Genomic DNA, 17,256 nt, shown 5'->3' with positions numbered 1-17,256 from the left:
GCTCACACCTTTCTCAGCAGCACCCGGGACACCGAGTGGTCGCGGTCCTTGCTCATCACCAGCCGGGCCCGGGAACGGGTGGGCTGGATGTTCTCGCGCAGGTTGGGGCCGTTGATCCGGTGCCAGATGTCGGTGGCGCGCTGCACCGCCTCGTCGTCGGAGAGGAAGGAATACTGGTGGAAGTAGCTCTCCGGGTTCGCGAACGCGCCGGTGCGCCAACGCATGAACCGGTCCACATACCACTGCTCGATGTGGCGCGGATTCGCATCCACATAGATGGAGAAGTCGAAGAAGTCGCTCAGCGCCAGCCCGGTGGTGCCGTCCGCACGGACCCGGGCGGGCTGCAGCACGTTGAGGCCCTCCACGATCAGCACGTCCGGACGGCGGATCACGACCTCCTTGTCCGGCACGATGTCGTAGTACAGGTGGGAGTACCAGGGAGCGCGGACCTCGGGCTTGCCCGACTTCACCTCGGAGACCATGCGCAGCAGGGCGCGGCGGTCGTAGGCCTCCGGGAAGCCCTTGCGCTCCATGAGGCCGCGGCGGCGCAGTTCCGCATTCGGATACAGGAAGCCGTCGGTGGTGACCAGCTCCACCCGGGGCGTGGAGGGCCAGCGGCGCAGCATCTCCTGCAGCACGCGGGCCGTCGTGGACTTGCCGACCGCCACCGAGCCGGCCACGCCGATGACGAATGGGGTGCGGCGGGCGTTGCCGCCCAGAAAGTCGTTGGTGGCGGCCCGCAGGTGGGCGGCTGACTCCACATAGATGGACAGCAGACGTGACAGGGGCAGGTAGATCTGGGCGACCTCGTCCAGCGAGAGGTGCTCACCGATGCCGCGGAGCCGGTCCACGTCCTCCTGGTTCAGCGGCTGCTCGATGGTGTCGGCCAGCCGGGACCAGGCGCGGCGGTCGAGCTCCACGAACGGGGAGTAGTGGTCAGAAGCGTCCGAGGCCAGCGGAGGTGATCCCGCCCACGGCGCGGTGCCCGCGACCTCCGCCGGGATGGGACCGGTCGGGTGCGGCTCGCTGGGGATGGGGGCCGCCGGGCGCGGGTGTTCATCAGGGTGCGGTGACACGTGAACACGATACGCTATGTCGCATGTGTGGAATCGTCGGCTACATCGGCCTGCCTGAGAAGACTGCAGAACACAACGCACTCGACGTGCTCCTCGAGGGGCTTCGCCGCCTGGAGTACCGCGGGTACGACTCCGCCGGCGTCGCCACCGTCTCCGGAGGGGTCGTCGAGTCGAGGAAGAAGGCCGGCAAGCTGGCCAACCTCGTCGCGGAGATCGAGACCTCGCCGGTCGCGCCCGCCACGGTGGGCATCGGGCACACCCGGTGGGCCACCCACGGCGGTCCGACCGACCAGAACGCCCACCCGCATCTGGGCGACGGCGGCCGGCTGGCGGTGATCCACAACGGCATCATCGAGAACTTCGCGGAGCTCAAGGAGCGGCTGCTCGCCGAGGGGTGCGTCTTCGAGTCCCAGACCGACACCGAGGTCGCGGCGCAGCTGATCGGTCGGCACTTCGCCGACGACGCCGCCGGCGACCTGACCGAGGCGATGCGTCTGGCCTGCCAGGAGCTGGAGGGCGCGTTCACCCTGCTGGCGGTCCACGTGGACCAGCCGGACCGCGTGGTGGCGGCCCGCCGCAACTCCCCGCTGGTGGTCGGGCTTGGCGAGGGTGAGAACTTCCTGGGCTCCGACGTCTCCGGCTTCATCGACTTCACCCGTGAGGCCGTCGAGCTCGAGCAGGACCAGATCGTGACCATCACCCATGACGACGTCGCCATCATCGGCTTCGACGGCACCCCCGCCGAGGGCAAGCGCTTCACCGTGGACTGGGATGCGGCCGCCGCCGAGAAGGGCGGCTTCGACACCTTCATGGAGAAGGAGATCAACGAGCAGCCCAAGGCCGTGGAGGACACGCTGCTGGGCCGCACCGACGCCGAGGGCCGGCTCGCCCTGGATGAGCTGCGGATCGACCCGGAGGAGCTCAAGGACGTCCAGAAGATCATCGTGCTGGCCTGCGGCACGGCCGCCTACGCCGGCACCGTGGCCAAGTACGCGATCGAGCACTGGTGCCGCATTCCGGTGGAGGTGGAGCTCGCCCACGAGTTCCGCTATCGGGACCCCATCATCGATGAGACCACCCTGGTGGTCTCCATCTCCCAGTCCGGGGAGACCATGGACACCCTCATGGCCGTCCGCTACGCCAAGGAGCAGGGCGCGCGGACGCTGTCCATCTGCAACACCAACGGGGCCACCATCCCGCGGGAGTCCGACGCGGTGCTGTACCTGCACGCCGGTCCGGAGATCGCGGTGGCCTCCACCAAGGCGTTCCTGGCGATGATCGCCGCCGCCTACCTGCTGGGCCTGTACCTGGCACAGCTGCGCGGTCAGCTCTTCCAGGGCCAGATCACCGACATCCTGGCCGATCTGCACAAGATCCCCGCCAAGATCCAGGAGATCCTGGACAACTCGGAGCAGATCAAGCAGCTCGCCCGGGACATGGCCGACACGCCGTCGGTGCTGTTCCTGGGCCGTCACGTCGGCTATCCGGTGGCCATGGAGGGTGCGCTCAAGCTCAAGGAGCTGGCCTACATCCACGCGGAGGGCTTCGCCGCCGGCGAGCTCAAGCACGGCCCCATCGCGCTGATCGATGAGGGGCAGCCGGTGTTCGTGGTCGTCCCGTCCCCGCGCGGCCGCGACTCGCTGCACTCGAAGGTGGTCTCCAACATCCAGGAGGTCCGCGCGCGCGGTGCGAAGACCATCACCGTGGCGGAGTCCGGTGACGAGGCCGTCAAGGAGTTCTCCGAGGCCGTCTTCCACGTGCCGGAGACCCAGCCGCTGCTGATGCCGCTGCTGACCACGGTGCCGCTGCAGATCTTCGCCTGCGCCCTGGCCAGCGAGAAGGGCTACGACGTGGACCAGCCGCGCAACCTGGCCAAGTCCGTCACGGTGGAGTGACCAGCTGCCGTGCGGAGCCCGGAACGGCCAGCGGAATGACCTGGTGAGTGGACTGCTGAAGGAGGTGTCGTCGTGATCATCGGGATCGGCGTCGACGTCGTGCTCGTGACGCGATTCGCCCAGCAGCTGACGAAGGCCCCCGCTCTGCGGGAGAGGCTGTTCGTCCCGGCGGAGCGGGAGCTGAACGTGCGGTCGTTGGCCGCCCGCTTCGCCGCCAAGGAGGCCGTGGCCAAGGCGCTCGGCGCCCCGGCCGGCATGAACTGGCAGGACTGCCAGGTGGTGCTGGACCCGCTGGGCGCCCCGCAGGTGGAGGTCACCGGCACGGTGGCCGACGTCGCGGCGGCCCGGGGCGTCGCCCGCTGGCATCTCTCGCTGTCGCACGACGGCGACGTCGCCACCGCCATGGTGGTCGCCGAAGGGAAGGACTGACCGATGGGCGCACCGTCATGCATCCCGCTGATCCCGCTCTACACGGGGCGGCAGATCCGCCAGGCGGAGGCCCCGCTGCTGGAGGCCGGCCACCGGGAGACGCTGATGCGGCGGGCCGCCTACGGGCTGGCCCAGGCCGTGCTGGAGAGGCTCCGCGCCGTCCGCGGGTCGGTGTACGGGGCGAAGGTCACCGGGCTCATCGGCTCCGGAAACAACGGCGGTGACGGCCTCTATGCCCTGGCGATGCTGCGCCGCCGCGGAGTGGAGACCCATGCGGTGATGATGCGGGACCGCGCCCATGAGGCCGGGACCCGCGCCTTCCTGGCCGCCGGCGGTCGCCTCGTGGACGTGGTGGACACCGACACCGATGCGCTGATCGACGCGATCATCGGCACCGGCTCCCGGGTGGGCTTCGAGATGCCGCGCATCCCGGGGCTGGACGAGGTGCTGGCCGATGAGTCCACCCAGGTGATCGCCTGCGACATCCCCTCCGGGGTGGACGTGGAGACCGGGGCGGTCGCCGGCGACGTGATCGACGCGGACGTGACGGTCACCTTCGGGGGCATCAAGTCCGGCCTGGCGCTGGGCGAGGGCTCCCACGCCGCCGGCGAGATCCGGGCGGTGGACATCGGACTGGGCGCCACCCTGCCGACGCCGGCCCGCTGGCTGGTGGGCGACGAGCGGCTGCGGGCGACCACGCCGGATGCGGCCGACACACCGGCCCCGTTGAGCCGGCCGCGGGTCTCGGCGCGCGATCACAAGTACTCCCGCGGGGTGCTGCATGTCATCGCCGGCTCGGTGCAGTTCCCCGGGGCGGCGCAGCTGACCGCGACAGCGGCGGTGACCTCCGGCGTCGGCATGGTCACCCTGCAGGCCCCGGAGGAGGTCCGGGAACGCCTGAGCATCATGATGCCGGAGGTGGTGACCACCTCCGGGAAGTCCACCGCCGTGCTGGAGCGGGCGACGGCGGCGGCCATCGGCCCCGGCATCTCCCGTGACGTCTTCCAGATCGCCGCGATGGGACGCGCCGTGGAGTGGGCCGGCACGGAGCACCCGTGCGTGATCGACGCGTCGGCCCTGGCCAACCTCGACGACGAGTACTTCGCAGACGAGGATCTCGGCCCGAACGTGCTGCTCACTCCGCACTACGGGGAGCTGCGCCGGGTGATGACCAACACCGGCCATGAGGACCTGGGGGAGGTGTTGGACCGGGATCCTGCCACCGCCGTGGAGCAGCTGGCGGCCCGGCTCAACGTCACCGTGCTGCTCAAGGGGCCCTCCACGATCATCGCCGCGCCGCAGGGCCCCACGGTGGTGCACCGGGTCCATGCCCCCGGCCTGGCCACCGCGGGCTCCGGGGATGTGCTCACCGGCATCATCGGCGCCTTGGCCGCGGTGGATCCGCAGGCGCCCATGTGGCGCACCGCGGCCCTGGGGGTGCGGCTGCATGCCGAGGCCGCCAAGCGGCTGGATCCCTACGCCTGCGGCGCCTTCGGGGCCGGGGAGCTGCTCTCCACCGTTGCCCCGACCCGGTGACGCGGGTCATCGGGGACCGGGAGTCTGCGAAGATGGGCCTGCTATGACTGTCTCCGTGCCGCCCGTGCGCCCCCTCGCCCGTCTGATCTTCTGCGCCCTCGGGTCGCTGACCGCCGTCGCCCTGGTGGTGATCGTCGCCGTGCCGGTGGACCTTCTGACCGGTTTCGTGGCGGGCGACGAGGCGCTCCTGGTCCTCGCCGCCTACCTGCGCCTGCTGGCGCCGGTGAGCCTGGTCGGAGGGCTGCTGGGGGCCGCGCTGGGGATGTGCTCCCGCTGGCTCTCGGCGACCTCCCCGCTGGGCACCGCCGTCACCGCCGGCGTCACCGGCGCCGGGGTGGGTGCGCTGGTGACCTTCGGCCTGCTCTGGGCGCCGCTGAGCGCGGTGCTGCAGGTGGTGTGGATCGTCCTGCTCGGCCTCGGTGTGGGCTGGGGCAGCTGGTTGACGGACCGGCTGCGCTGAGCCCTCGGGGAGGCTGCTGGGGAAGGGCTCTGGCCAGCGGCCGGCAGGTTGCCCGGCAGGTCGCCTGGTAGGCCCCGGCGGCGGCCTCGGGGCGCGCCTCACGTGCCCGCGGGGGAGCCCCAGAGCGTCAGCGGCTCCGCGTAGAGTGGTCCTCATGAGTACCTCCCCCGGCACGCAGAGCCGTGTGCCCGCATCGTCGCGAGGTCTCCCGGAGGGCTGCGAACGGGCGGCGATCATCGATCCCGCCGCGATCCGCCACAACGTGGAGACCATCGCCTCCTACGTCCGTCCCGCCAAGGTCATGGTCGCTGTGAAGGCCGACGGCTACGGCCACGGCGCGGTCACCACTGCCCGTGCCGCCGTGGAGGCCGGTGCGGACTGGATCGGAGTCGCACACGTCACCGAGGCGATCGCGCTGCGGGACGCGGGGATCGAGGCGCCGGTGCTGGCCTGGCTGCACACCGCGCAGACGGACTTCGCCGAGGCCATCGAGCGCTCCGTGGACGTCGGCATCTCCGGCTGGGAGCTCGACGAGGTGGCCGCGGCGGCCTCCTCCCTGCAGACGCCGGCCAACGTGCACCTGAAGATCGACACCGGCCTGGGCCGCAACGGCTGCACCGTGGCCGACTGGCCGCAGCTGGTGGCCCGCGCCGCGGAGCACCAGGACCGCGGGCTGATCTCCGTGGTCGGGATCTTCACCCACCTGGCCGTGGCCGACGAGCCTGACCGGCGGGAGACCGACGAGCAGCTGGAGGTCTACCGGGAGGCGCTGCAGGTCGCCGAGGAGGCCGGGCTCAGCGTCTCCCTGCGTCATGTCGCCAACACTCCGGCGGCCTTCTCGCGCCCGGACGCGCATTTCGACATGGTGCGCGTGGGGGTGGGGGTCTACGGGCAGAGCCCCTTCGCGGACCGCACCGCCGAGGAGCTGGGCCTGCGGCCGGCCATGGAGCTGCGCACCACGGTGGCGAACGTGAAGCGGGTGCCCGCCGGGCAGGGCATCAGCTATGGACTCACCCACCGGGTGGACCGGCCCACCGCGCTGGCGCTCATCCCGCTGGGCTACGGGGACGGGGTGCCGCGGATCGCTGTGCATGCCCCGGTGCAGATCGCTGGCCGGGTCTACCAGTCTGCCGGGCGGGTGGCCATGGACCAGTTCGTGGTGGACCTGGAGGACCCGGACACTCCGGTGCAGGTGGGCGACGACGTCGTCCTCTTCGGCGGCGACTCGGGCATCTCGGCCGCCGACTGGGGCCGGGCCGCGCAGACCATCAACTACGAGATCATCACCCGGATCGGAGGTCGCGTGCCGCGCCTGGTGGTGGACTCCGCCGAGCTGGCCGCCGGTCACGGGTCGACGTCGGACGCCGTCTCCGCCCCCGGGGCGGAGGAGGGCCGGGCATGAGCCGCGGCGCCGGCGGCGCGGACATGGTGCCGGAGCCGGTGGCCGGCCATCGCTGGATCCGCACTCTGGAGCTGGAGGACCTGCAGGACACCGCCGCACTGGCACGGGTGCTGGCGCAGAGCCTGCGGGCCGGCGATCTGCTGATCCTCACCGGAGGGCTCGGGGCGGGCAAGACCACCTTCACTCAGGCGCTCGCCGACGGACTGCGGGTCGAGGGGCAGATCAGTTCGCCCACCTTCGTGCTGAGCCGGATCCATCACGGGGAGGTCGTCGACCTCGTCCACGTGGACGCGTATCGGACGGATGCCGCCGGTTTCGAGGACCTGGACATCGCCGCCACTGTGGAGGAGTCGGTCACGGTGGTCGAATGGGGACGCCGGCTGGCCGAGCATGCCCTGGTGGGGGAGGAGGGCTCCTGGGTGGACCTGGAGCTGATCGCCCCGGAGGCCGCGGCTGAGGGTGGCGAGTCCGCCGAGCCGCAGATCATCACCGACTTCTCCGAGACGGACCAGGACCTGCTGGGTGGGGCGCGCCGCGCGGTGCTGCGCGGCTACGGTCCCCGCTGGTCCACTCCACCCGTCTGAAGCGCTCGCCCGGCGCTGCTCGTCTGGCGTGCCTCGTCTGACGCGCCCGTCTGAGCCGCCCGTCTGACATGGTCGGCCGAGCCCTGCTTCGGCCTGTCCGGGTGGTCATGAGGGTTCCCCGTGACGTCGTCGTCCGCGTTCGATTTGCCTATGGCCCGGATCACAGTTTCAATAGATGGGACAAGCGTGCCGCTGTGTGAAATGCCGCGGAGGGGTAGCCCCGGCCCTCCCCGGTGGTGGTGCCCGGCAGCAACCGCGGCGACGTCGGTCGTCGAGAACGAGGTGAGTCGAGAGTGTCCGAACTCCTGAACCCGGTGGTGCTCTCTGTGCTGGTCCTGGCCGCACTGAGCCTGGCACGGGTCAACGTCATCATCGCCCTGCTGCTGGCCGCCGTGGTGGCCGGGCTGGCCGGCGGGCTGTCCCTGGAGTCCACCTTCTCCACGTTGGTCGGCGGCCTCGGCGGGCAGGGCGAGACGGCCCTGAGCTACATCCTGCTGGGGACGCTCGCCGTGATGGTGGCCCGCTCCGGGCTGGCCGAGAAGCTCATCCGGAGGGTCATGCCCCTGCTGCGCGGCCCCCGGGCGATGGTCCTGTTCGGGATCGCCGGCGTGGCCTGCCTCTCGCAGAACCTGGTGCCGGTGCACATCGCCTTCATCCCCATCCTGATCCCGCCGCTGCTGACGGCCTTCGACCGTCTGCAGTTCGACCGGCGCGCGATCGCCACGGCCCTGACCTTCGGGCTCAAGGCGCCGTACCTGCTGGTGCCGCTGGGCTTCGGTCTCATCTTCCAGGGCATCGTGGCCGAGGAGATGACCCGCCACGGCGTGGAGATCTCCCTGCGGGAGGTGCCGCTGGCCATGGCCATCCCGGTGGCGGGCATGGTGGTGGGGCTCGCGGTGGCGGTGCTGGTCACCTATCGCCGCCCCCGCGTCTATGCCATGCCGGGCATCGGCCCGGCCGCCGGCCCGTCCGCCGGTCGTGGGGCCGACGACGACGTCGACGCCTCGAGCGGGGACGAGAACCCCGCGCTGCGGTGGGGTCGGGGCGACGTCGCCGTCCTGCTCGGACTGGTGGTCACGCTCGTACTGCAGCTGGTCTATGGCTCGCTGGTGATCGCCGCGTTGGCCGGGATCCTGGTGGTCTTCCTGGCGCGCGGGGAGTCCTGGAAGCAGGGCGACTCGATCATCGACCGCGGTGTGGCGATGATGGGCACCATCGCGTTCATCATGCTGGTGGCCTCCGGCTATGCGGCGGTGCTCACCGAGACCGGTGCGGTGGAGACCCTGGTGGAGGCCGCCGCCGCCTGGATCGGTGACAGCCAGCTGCTTGCGGCCGTGCTGATGATGGTGGTCGGCGTGCTGGTCACGATGGGCATCGGCACCTCCTTCGGCACCGTGCCGGTGCTGGCTGCGATCTTCGTCCCCCTGGCGGTGAGTCTGGGCTTCAGCCCGCTGGCCACCGCCGCGCTCATCGGCTCAGCCGCCGGAATCGGCGACGCCGGCTCGCCCGCCTCGGACAGCACGCTCGGCCCGACCTCCGGGCTCAATGCGGACGGCCAGCACAACCACATCTGGGACACCTGTGTGCCCACCTTCCTGCACTTCAACATCCCGCTGTTCCTGGGTGGAGTCATCGCGGCGCTGGTGCTGTGAGCCCGCCGCCCGGCCGTGATCTCCTGCCCTGACCTCGGGCTGGGGCAGGCTCATCGGCCCGCAGCCGGGAGATCCCGGTCAGGGCTACCATGGTGGGGTGCTTCTCGCGATCGACTCCTCCGCCGGCGCCTCCGCCGCCGTCGTCCATGACGCCCAGGTGCGGGCTTCCTGGCGCACCGACGCCACCACCACCCATGCCGAGGTCCTGGCCGGCGCGGTGCGGGACGTCATGGCACAGGCGGGTGTGACCGGGGCGCAGCTCGACGCCGTCGTCGTCGGAGTGGGGCCGGGGCCCTTCACCGGACTGCGGGTGGGGCTGGTGCTGGCGCACAGCCTCGCCGAGGTCTGGGGCGCCCCCCTGCATGGCATCTGCAGTCTCGACTCCCTGGCCCGCCGCGCCGTGGCGCACAGCGCCGCCGGGGCGAGCACGGACTCGGAGTTCCTCGTGGCGACCGACGCCCGTCGTCGGGAGGTGTACTGGGCGCGGTACCGGGCCGTGGAGAACTTCGAGGGCCCGCAGGTGGGGCCGGCCGCGGAGCTCCCGGAGCTGCCGGCCGTGGGCGTGGGGGTCAGCCTCTACCCGGAGCAGCTCAGACTGCCGGACGGCGCGCCCGAGGAGGCGGCGTCGTGGACCGCCGACGCCGCCGAGCTGGGGCTGATCGCCGAGGAGCGGCCGCAGCTGCTCCGGGACCCCGCACCGCTGTACCTGCGGGAATCGGACGCGAAGCCCCCGGTGCGCCGGAAGAAGGCCACCACGTGAGTGCTGTGCCGGACGAGCCCGCCGTGCGGCTGCGTCCCATGGCGGTGGAGGACCTCCCGGAGGTCATGGCGCTGGAGCGGCGGCTCTTCCCACATGACGCCTGGCCCGAGCAGTTCTTCCTCGATGAGCTGGACCACACCCAGGGCGAGCGGGCGACCCGTCGCTACTGGGTGCTCACCGAGCCGGTGGCCGACGACCCTCACACCGATGAGCGCCTCCTCGGCTATGTGGGCATGATGTGCGTGCTGCCCCTGGCCGATGTGCAGACCATCGCCGTCGCACCGGAGGCGCAGGGCCGCGGGCTCGGCACCCGGCTGCTGCGGCTGGTGGTGGACACCGCCGCCGTCTGGGGTGCGGAGCAGGTGCTGCTGGAGGTCCGTGCGGACAACGACGGCGCCCAGGCCCTGTACACCCGCGAAGGCTTCACCCATATCCATACTCGGCGGCGCTACTACCCGGACGGCGCAGACGCGCTGATCATGCAGAAGCCGCTCACCGACCTGAACGCCCCGAGCTCGGCCTCCCAGCTGCGCTGACGAGAAGGACACGATGACTGAGCACACCGCATCCGCCAGCCCACCATCTGCCGCCCCGCTGGTGCTGGGCATCGAGACCTCCTGCGACGAGACCGGTGTGGGCATCGTCCGCGGCACCGAGCTGCTGGCCAACACCGTCTCCAGCTCCGTGGAAGAGCATGTGCGCTTCGGCGGGGTCATCCCGGAGATCGCCGCCCGTGCGCATCTGGAGGCCTTCGTCCCCACCCTGCGCCAGGCGCTGGACACCGCCGGAGTCACCCTGGACGACGTCGACGCGATCGCCGTGACCTCCGGGCCGGGTCTGGCCGGGGCCCTGATGGTGGGACTCTCCGCGGCGAAGGGCCTCGCGCTGGCGGCGGACAAGCCGCTCTACGGAGTCAACCACCTGGTGGCCCATGTCGGGGTGGGTCTCCTGGATGACGCTGCCGACGCCGACGCCGCCGGTGTCTCAGGTGGGGGCCAGCCCGCCGCGGTCACCGAGCTGCCGCCCGGCACCGGGGCGCTGCTGGTCTCCGGCGGCCATACCGAGATCCTGCGGGTCCGCTCGCTGACCCGGGACGTGGAGCTGCTGGGCTCCACCATCGACGACGCCGCCGGAGAGGCCTATGACAAGGTCGCCCGGCTGCTGGGCCTGGGGTACCCGGGCGGACCGAAGATCGACCGACTCGCCGCCGAGGGCGACCCGGAGGCCTTCCGATTCCCGCGTGGGCTGACGCTGCCGAAGTTCGTCGGCACCGCGGAGCAGCCCGGCAAGCACCGGCACGACTGGTCCTTCTCCGGGCTGAAGACCGCCGTGGCCCGGGCGGTGGAGCAGTTCGAGGTCGCCGGGCGCCCTGTTCCGACGGCGGACATCGCCGCCAGCTTCCAGGAGGCGGTGGTGGACGTGCTGACCGCCAAGGCGGTGCGCGCCGCCGGTGAGCACGGGATCACCACCCTGCTGCTGGGCGGGGGAGTGGCCGCCAATCGCCGCCTCCGCGAGCTGCTGGCGCAGCGCTGCGCCGACGCCGGCATCGAGCTGCGCATCCCGCCGGTCTCCCTCTGCACGGACAACGGCGCGATGGTCGCCGCGTTGGGGGCCCAGCTGGTGGCCGCCGGTGTGGCGCCGTCATCGCTGGACATCCCCGCGGACTCCTCCCAGCCGGTGGACCGCATCAGCGTCTGAGCCGCAGCTCGGCGCCCTCCCGAGGCCCTCCCGAGGCCCATTCGGCCCTTCCCCCAGACGCGAGGTGGTCTGGAGTTCTGGGTACTCGACTCGATCGAGACGAGTACCCGCAACTCCAGACCAACTCGGCTGGGTTGTTGCGCTCAGCGCGGAGGCGTGAGCGCTGGGGCCGCTAGCTCCAGGGGATGAGGCCCAGGGCCAGGGCCAGGACGAGCACCACCACGGAGAAGACCCACATCGGGAAGAAGGAGTACCGGATGTGCTTGCCGATGTCGCAGCCGGCCAGGCCCAGGGCGAGCCACAGGGCGGCGGCGAACGGGCTGATGAAGGTGCCGATGATGTTGCCCACCAGCACTGCGTAGACCACAGAGAGCGTGCCGACGCCGGCCTCGGTGGAGATGCCTTCCACCACCGGCAGCAGGGCGAAGTAGTGGGCGTCGGTGCTCAGCACCAGCTCCAGCGGCAGGCCGAAGAAGCCGACGATCAGGTGCAGGTAGGGCACCAGCGCGCTGGGCAGGATCGCGACGGCGTCGGTGGCCAGCGAGTCCAGCATCCCGGAGTGCTCCATGATGCCCAGGAAGCAGCCGGCGGCCAGCACGATGGCGCCGGTGGCCACGGCGCTGCCGCCGTGGGACTTGATGGCCTCCATCTGGTCCTTGACCCGGGGGTGGTTGACCATCAGGGCGGCGCTGAGGCCCAGCATGAAGGCCAGCGGGGCGGGCAGGATGTCCGAGATCAGCAGGGCCAGCATGGCCAGCACGAGCACGGCGTTGGTGGCCATCCGCCAGCGCGGCGTGGCCGGGGCGTCGTCGTGGGCGCCCCAGACGTCGTCGTTGTCTCCGGCGAAGTCCTGGGTGTTCCGGGCGGAACCGGTGCCGTGGCCGATGCGGTCCGACGGGCCTCCGGTCGAGGTGCCGACGACGGCGTCGGCGGTGCCGGTGGACCCGGACGAGCCGCCGGCGCCGACCGTGGCCAGCTCGCGCTCCTCCACGCGGGTCTCCGCCGCGGCCTCGGAGGAGCTCTCCTCCTGGACGTCCTCCTCGATGACCGGGGCGCCTCCGCGGGCGGCGATGCGGCGCTGTTCGCGCAGGCCCAGCAGCACGGCGGCGATGACCAGCAGCACCAGCGAGAGGATCTGGACGGGGATGAGCCCGCGCCACAGCTCCACCGGGTCGATGCCCACGACGGCGGAGGCGCGGCCGACAGGGCCGCCCCACGGGAGCATGTTCAGCACGCCCATGCTCATGGCGGCCAGCAGCAGGAGCAGGTAGGGGCTCATGCCCAGGTGGCGGTAGAGCGGCAGCAGGGCCGGGATGACGATCAGGAAGGTGGAGGCGCCGGCGCCGTCGAGGTGGCAGACGGCGGCGAGCAGCACGGTGCCCACACAGATGGCCACCACGTTGCCGCGGGTGAGCTTCACCGTCAGGCGGACCAGTGGGTCGAAGAGGCCGGCCTGGTTCATGATCGCGAAGAACAGGATCGCGAAGACCAGCATCACGGCGACATTGAGCACGGAGCTGAGACCTTCGCCGAAGAAGTCGCCGATCTCGGTGAAGGTGTAGCCGGCCACCAGGGCCCCGGTGACGGGGATGACGGTCAGGCCGACGATGGGGGCGATGCGCCCGAGAATCAGCAGCGTCGTCATGGTGACGATCACCGCCAGGCCGATGAGACTGAGCATGGTGTCCTCCTGGATGCGGGTGTGCGGCAGGATCAGCATCGGGAATGTGACCTGTGTGACAGCATGGATCTCATGTGACCGGCCCCACAGTTTTGTGCATCCCGAGGCCATAGTGGTCATATTGGTCATCACATCGGTGATCACGACGTCGGCCGCCCCGGCCGACGCGACCGTCACCCCCAGGAGGTGCCGTGAGCCAGAAGATCCGGAGCCGCACGCGCGCGCCCCGCCGGGAGGTGACTCTGGCCGGGCGGCTGTTCCGGTGGAACATGGCGCTGCTGGTGGGTGCCGTGACGGTGGTCAGCCTGCTCTGGGGCGTGGTCCAGTACGTGGAGGCTCGGCAGCAGTATGAGGAACGCGTGCTGACGATGGCCGAGTCCGTGGCGGTGATGCCCACTGTCCAGGAGGCCCTGGAGACCGAGGATCCTTCGGAGGTCCTCGCCCCGTGGGCGGAGACCCTGCGGGCGGCCACGGGCTTCGAGTACATCATGATCGCGGACCGTCACGGCATCCGTCAGTCCCACCCGGATCCGGAGGCCATCGGTCAGCGGCCGTCCCTGGACCCGGCGCCGGTGTTGGCCGGGCAGACCTGGACCGGTGTGGAGCACGGGCACGCCGGGCTGACCCTGCGGGCGCGGGTGCCGGTCTTCGACGACGCCGAGGAGGTCATCGGCTACGTCTCGGTGGGGATCCTGGCTTCGGAGGTCCGGTTGGCGTCGGTGCAGACCCTGCCGCTGATCCTGGGGGTGGCCCTGGTGGCCGTGGGGGCAGGGGCGGTGGGCGCCCGGCTGCTGTCCCGCCGGCTGCGGGCCGACACCCATGGGCTCGAGCCCAAGGAGATCGCCACGCTGTTGGATGGGCGAGAGGCGCTGCTCCATGCCATCGGGGAAGGGGTCATCGGGCTGGACCGGCAGCGCCGGGTGGTGCTGGCCAACACGCCGGCTCGGGAGCTGCTGCATCTGCCGGAGGACCACCTGGGCCGCACTCCGGCGCAGCTGGGCCTCAGCGCGGAGGCCGAACAGGTGCTCTCCGGTGACGGCCCCGGTGACGACCCGGGAGGGGATCTGCTGCTGGGCGCCCACGGGAGGATCCTGGTGTGCACGCGCCGGCCGGTGCGGGTGCGGGAGGCCGACGGCGGCGTCGTCGTCACCCTGCGCGACCGCACCGAGCTCACCCGGCTCACCGACCAGTTGGACGGGGCCCGGACGGTCACCGCCGGGCTGCGCGCCCAGCGGCACGAGTTCGCCAATCGGATCCATACGGTGTCCGGAATGCTGGAGCTCGGGGCGGTGGACCGGGCCCGGGACTACCTCTCCGAGCTGGCCACCGCCACCTCGGGGGCTGATGCTCAGATTGCCGCCCGCATCGGGGATATGACGGTGGCGGCGCTGGTGCTGGCCAAGTCGGTGCAGGCGGCAGAACGGGGCGTGCAGTTCAGCCTCTCCGAGCTTTCCCATCTGCCGGAGGACCAGCCCTCCGATCTCCGCGACGATCTGCTGCTGGTGGTGGGCAACCTGGTGGACAACGCCATGGACGCGGCCGGACCCGACGGCTGGGTGGAGCTGATGGTGCGCCGGCATGGCGCTGCCGGTGCCGGTGCCGGGGACGGTGCCGGAGAGGGTGCGGGAGACGTGGTGGAGGTCCGTGTCATCGATTCCGGGCCCGGCCTGGACCCGGAGATCGCTCGGGAGATCTTCCATGTGGGCCGGTCCACCAAGGGCGACGACGGCCAGCGGGGTATGGGACTGGCGCTGGTCCGTCAGGCCTGTCTGCGTCGTGGCGGCACGGTGGCCGTGGAGGCCGAAGAGGAGACGACGTTCGCCGCCTATCTGCCGGTGCGCCGACCTGGGGCGCAAGAGGCTGAGGCGCGAGAGGAAGGCTCGGAGACATGACTCAGCGAGGAGGAGCAGTGGGAGGCTCGCCTGCCTCGGTGGGCTCCGGGGTTCGGGTGCTGATCGTGGACGACGACGTCCGCGTGGCTCACAATCACCGGGAGCTGGTGGAGTCGCTGCCTGGGCTCACCGTGGTCGGAGTGGTCCACACCGGGGCCGAGGCGCTGGAGGAGGTGCGTCGCCACCGGCCCGATGTGCTGCTGTTGGACCTGTTCCTGCCGGACAGGACGGGTCTGTCCGTGCTGGAGGAGCTGCGCAGTCCCGGCTGGAGGCGGGAGGTCGGCGTCGTCGACGCCGTCATCATCTCCGCGCTGCGGGATGTGGACCAGGTGCGCACCGCCATGGCGCTGGGGGCGCTGCACTACCTGATCAAGCCGTTCCCGCTGCGGCAGCTGCGAGACCTGGTGGAGCGCTACGCGTCCGCGCGGAAGCGGATGGAGGCGATGTCCACGGTCACGCAGAGCGACGTGGACTCGCTGTTCGGCATGCTGCGGCCTCGCGCCTCGTCACGGTCCATGCCCAAAGGGCTGACCGCGACGACGGCGGAGCGGGTGGCGGAGGCGCTGCGCTCCGCTGAAGGGGACGTCTCCGCGGCGGAGCTCTCCGAGAGGACCGGGATCGCCCGGGTCACCGCTCGCCGGTACCTGGAGCATCTGTGCTCTGAGGGGCGCGCCGAGCTGACTCTGCGCTACGGGCAGGCCGGGAGGCCCGAGCACCGCTACCGCTGGGTGCCGTGAGGCTCCGGACCGGTGAGCTCCCCGCCCCTCAGACGGTCCGGCCTCCGTTGATCGACATCCGGGTGCGGGCGGAGGAGTCCAGCACGATCTGCCGCAAGTCGCCGTCGTGGTTCTCCGCGACTCTGCGCTGCCGCTGGTAGCCGGGGCCCTCGCGCATCATGTCCTCGACCAGGGCGAGCTCGTCGGCGCAGCCGAGACGCTTCGCCACCGGTTCGAGCCGTTCGAGCTCGCGGGAGAGGTGGTCGGTCACCAGCTCCTCGTCGCCGTCGGCGTTGAGAATGATGATGGCGTCCATCCCGTAGCGGGCAGCCCGCCACTTGTTCTCCTGGGTGAACCACGGCGGCATGGTGGGGATCTTCTCCCCGTCCTCGATCCGCTCCACCAGGGAATGCACCAGACACTGGGTCAGGGCCGCGATCCCGGCGATCTCCTCCAGGGTGGCCAGGCCGTCGCAGATGCGCATCTCCACGGTGCCGAACCGTGGGACGGCGCGCACATCCCAGCGGACTTCGGTGACGTCGTCGATGACCCCGGTGTGGGCCAGGTCTCCGACGCAGTGCTCGAAGCCGGACCAGTCCTCGAACTGGAAGGGCAGCCCGGCGGTGGGCAGCTGTTGGAACATCAGGGCCCGCTGCGAGGCGTAGCCGGTGTCCTCCCCGGACCAGTACGGCGACGACGCCGACAACGCCTGGAAGTGCGGGTAGAAGTTGAGCAGGCCGTCCACCACAGGCATGGCCTGCCGGCGATCGTCCAGCCCCACGTGCACGTGGACCCCGTAGATCACCATCTGGCGGCCCCACCACTGGGTGCGGCGGATCAGCTCCGCGTACCGCTCCTTGTCGGTGACCGGCTGCTCGGTGGGCGGGGCGAAGGGATGGGATCCCTGGGAGTAGAGCTCCACATCGAGCGGGTCGCAGTGGCGCAGCACCTGCTGGGCGGTCTCCCGCAGGGAGCCGACCCCTTCGGCCACGTCGTCGCACACCTCGGTGATGATCTCCACCGTGTTGGTGAGCAGCTCCCGCTTCACATACGGGTGCTCCTCGTCCTCATGGGGTTCGACGCCGGGGGCTCGGGCGTCGTCCAGGCAGGCGGTGAGCACATGCTCCGCCACCGAGCGCAGGTCGCCCGAGGACCTGTCCACCAGGGCGAGCTCCCATTCGAGGCCGAGGGTCGAGCGCTCCGAGGGAGCGAAGGGCAGGTCCATGGGGGCTCCTCAGCTGGGACGACAGGCGGGGAGCTTCAGGATACCGGGGACAGGGCGCCCCTCCGCCTTCGGTGAGGCGGCCTTCGCGCGTCTCGCGGCGCCTCAGGTGAGGATCGCTGTCCCCGTTGCAGGGATGGGGCCCGGGCATGAAGCGCGTCAGCGGTCCGGTGGGTCCCTGGAGTGGGGACCGCGACGCCGTCAGAGACGGTCATCAGAGACGGTCATCGGAGACGGTCGCCAGGGCCCGGCG

At 71.2% G+C, this 17,256-nt stretch carries 15 protein-coding genes; 12 read left to right on the top strand and 3 right to left on the bottom strand.

Features of this window, described 5'->3' with window-relative positions:
* Nucleotides 1-2 precede the first annotated feature (2 nt).
* Entirely contained in the window at nt 3-956 is a 954-nt protein-coding gene (gene coaA, locus Q7C18_RS05140) for a type I pantothenate kinase (protein ID WP_070159437.1), read from the bottom strand.
* A gap of 143 nt (nt 957-1,099) precedes the next feature.
* Between coaA and glmS the strand changes: the two genes are divergently transcribed.
* The 10 genes from glmS (at nt 1,100) to tsaD (ending at nt 11,492) form a co-directional block, all read left to right on the top strand.
* Nucleotides 1,100-2,971, top strand: a complete 1,872-nt coding sequence (gene glmS / locus Q7C18_RS05135; RefSeq protein ID WP_070159406.1) for a glutamine--fructose-6-phosphate transaminase (isomerizing) — start codon at nt 1,100-1,102, stop codon at nt 2,969-2,971.
* A gap of 72 nt (nt 2,972-3,043) precedes the next feature.
* A complete protein-coding gene (locus Q7C18_RS05130; RefSeq protein ID WP_085437408.1) occupies nt 3,044-3,400 on the top strand; it encodes a holo-ACP synthase in 357 nt (118 codons plus the stop codon).
* A gap of 3 nt (nt 3,401-3,403) precedes the next feature.
* Nucleotides 3,404-4,936, top strand: a complete 1,533-nt coding sequence (locus tag Q7C18_RS05125) for an NAD(P)H-hydrate dehydratase (protein ID WP_311024488.1) — start codon at nt 3,404-3,406, stop codon at nt 4,934-4,936.
* Nucleotides 4,937-4,979: 43 nt separating this feature from the next.
* Nucleotides 4,980-5,396, top strand: a complete 417-nt coding sequence (locus Q7C18_RS05120) for a hypothetical protein (RefSeq protein WP_311024487.1) — start codon at nt 4,980-4,982, stop codon at nt 5,394-5,396.
* 154 nt (nt 5,397-5,550) lie between these two features.
* Nucleotides 5,551-6,798, top strand: coding sequence for an alanine racemase (gene alr / locus Q7C18_RS05115; protein ID WP_070159412.1), 1,248 nt, complete (start codon nt 5,551-5,553; stop codon nt 6,796-6,798).
* Complete coding sequence (gene tsaE, locus Q7C18_RS05110; protein ID WP_311024486.1) at nt 6,795-7,382, top strand: tRNA (adenosine(37)-N6)-threonylcarbamoyltransferase complex ATPase subunit type 1 TsaE; 588 nt, start codon at nt 6,795-6,797, stop codon at nt 7,380-7,382. Before alr ends, tsaE begins: the two co-directional genes overlap by 4 nt.
* Nucleotides 7,383-7,675: 293 nt before the next feature.
* The gene (locus Q7C18_RS05105; protein ID WP_311024485.1) at nt 7,676-9,034 is read left to right on the top strand and encodes a Na+/H+ antiporter NhaC family protein; all 1,359 of its coding nucleotides are present in this window, start codon (nt 7,676-7,678) and stop codon (nt 9,032-9,034) included.
* Between the two features lie 97 nt (nt 9,035-9,131).
* Entirely contained in the window at nt 9,132-9,794 is a 663-nt protein-coding gene (gene tsaB / locus Q7C18_RS05100) for a tRNA (adenosine(37)-N6)-threonylcarbamoyltransferase complex dimerization subunit type 1 TsaB (protein WP_311024484.1), read from the top strand.
* Complete coding sequence (rimI, locus tag Q7C18_RS05095) at nt 9,791-10,330, top strand: ribosomal protein S18-alanine N-acetyltransferase (protein ID WP_083277413.1); 540 nt, start codon at nt 9,791-9,793, stop codon at nt 10,328-10,330. The genes tsaB and rimI overlap by 4 nt, the downstream gene beginning before the upstream one ends.
* 13 nt (nt 10,331-10,343) lie before the next feature.
* Complete coding sequence (gene tsaD / locus Q7C18_RS05090) at nt 10,344-11,492, top strand: tRNA (adenosine(37)-N6)-threonylcarbamoyltransferase complex transferase subunit TsaD (protein WP_311024483.1); 1,149 nt, start codon at nt 10,344-10,346, stop codon at nt 11,490-11,492.
* A 172-nt stretch (nt 11,493-11,664) separates the two neighbouring features.
* Here the strand turns inward: tsaD and Q7C18_RS05085 are convergent, their stop codons facing one another.
* A complete protein-coding gene (locus Q7C18_RS05085; protein ID WP_311024482.1) occupies nt 11,665-13,212 on the bottom strand; it encodes an SLC13 family permease in 1,548 nt (515 codons plus the stop codon).
* 152 nt (nt 13,213-13,364) lie between these two features.
* Here Q7C18_RS05085 and Q7C18_RS05080 point away from each other — a divergent pair, with 152 nt between their 5' ends.
* Entirely contained in the window at nt 13,365-15,065 is a 1,701-nt protein-coding gene (locus Q7C18_RS05080; protein WP_311024481.1) for a sensor histidine kinase, read from the top strand.
* Complete coding sequence (locus Q7C18_RS05075) at nt 15,062-15,802, top strand: response regulator (RefSeq protein WP_311024480.1); 741 nt, start codon at nt 15,062-15,064, stop codon at nt 15,800-15,802. The genes Q7C18_RS05080 and Q7C18_RS05075 overlap by 4 nt, the downstream gene beginning before the upstream one ends.
* Before the next feature lie 28 nt (nt 15,803-15,830).
* Here Q7C18_RS05075 and Q7C18_RS05070 read toward each other — a convergent pair whose 3' ends face one another.
* The gene (locus Q7C18_RS05070) at nt 15,831-17,006 is read right to left on the bottom strand and encodes a glutamate--cysteine ligase (RefSeq protein ID WP_311024479.1); all 1,176 of its coding nucleotides are present in this window, start codon (nt 17,004-17,006) and stop codon (nt 15,831-15,833) included.
* Between the last annotated feature and the right edge of the window lie 250 nt (nt 17,007-17,256).

Source organism: Nesterenkonia sp. CL21, assembly GCF_031705515.1.
Lineage (GTDB): Bacteria > Actinomycetota > Actinomycetes > Actinomycetales > Micrococcaceae > Nesterenkonia > Nesterenkonia aethiopica.
Note: the sequence above shows the minus strand (reverse complement) of the source record. Positions and strands in the feature narration are given on the sequence as shown.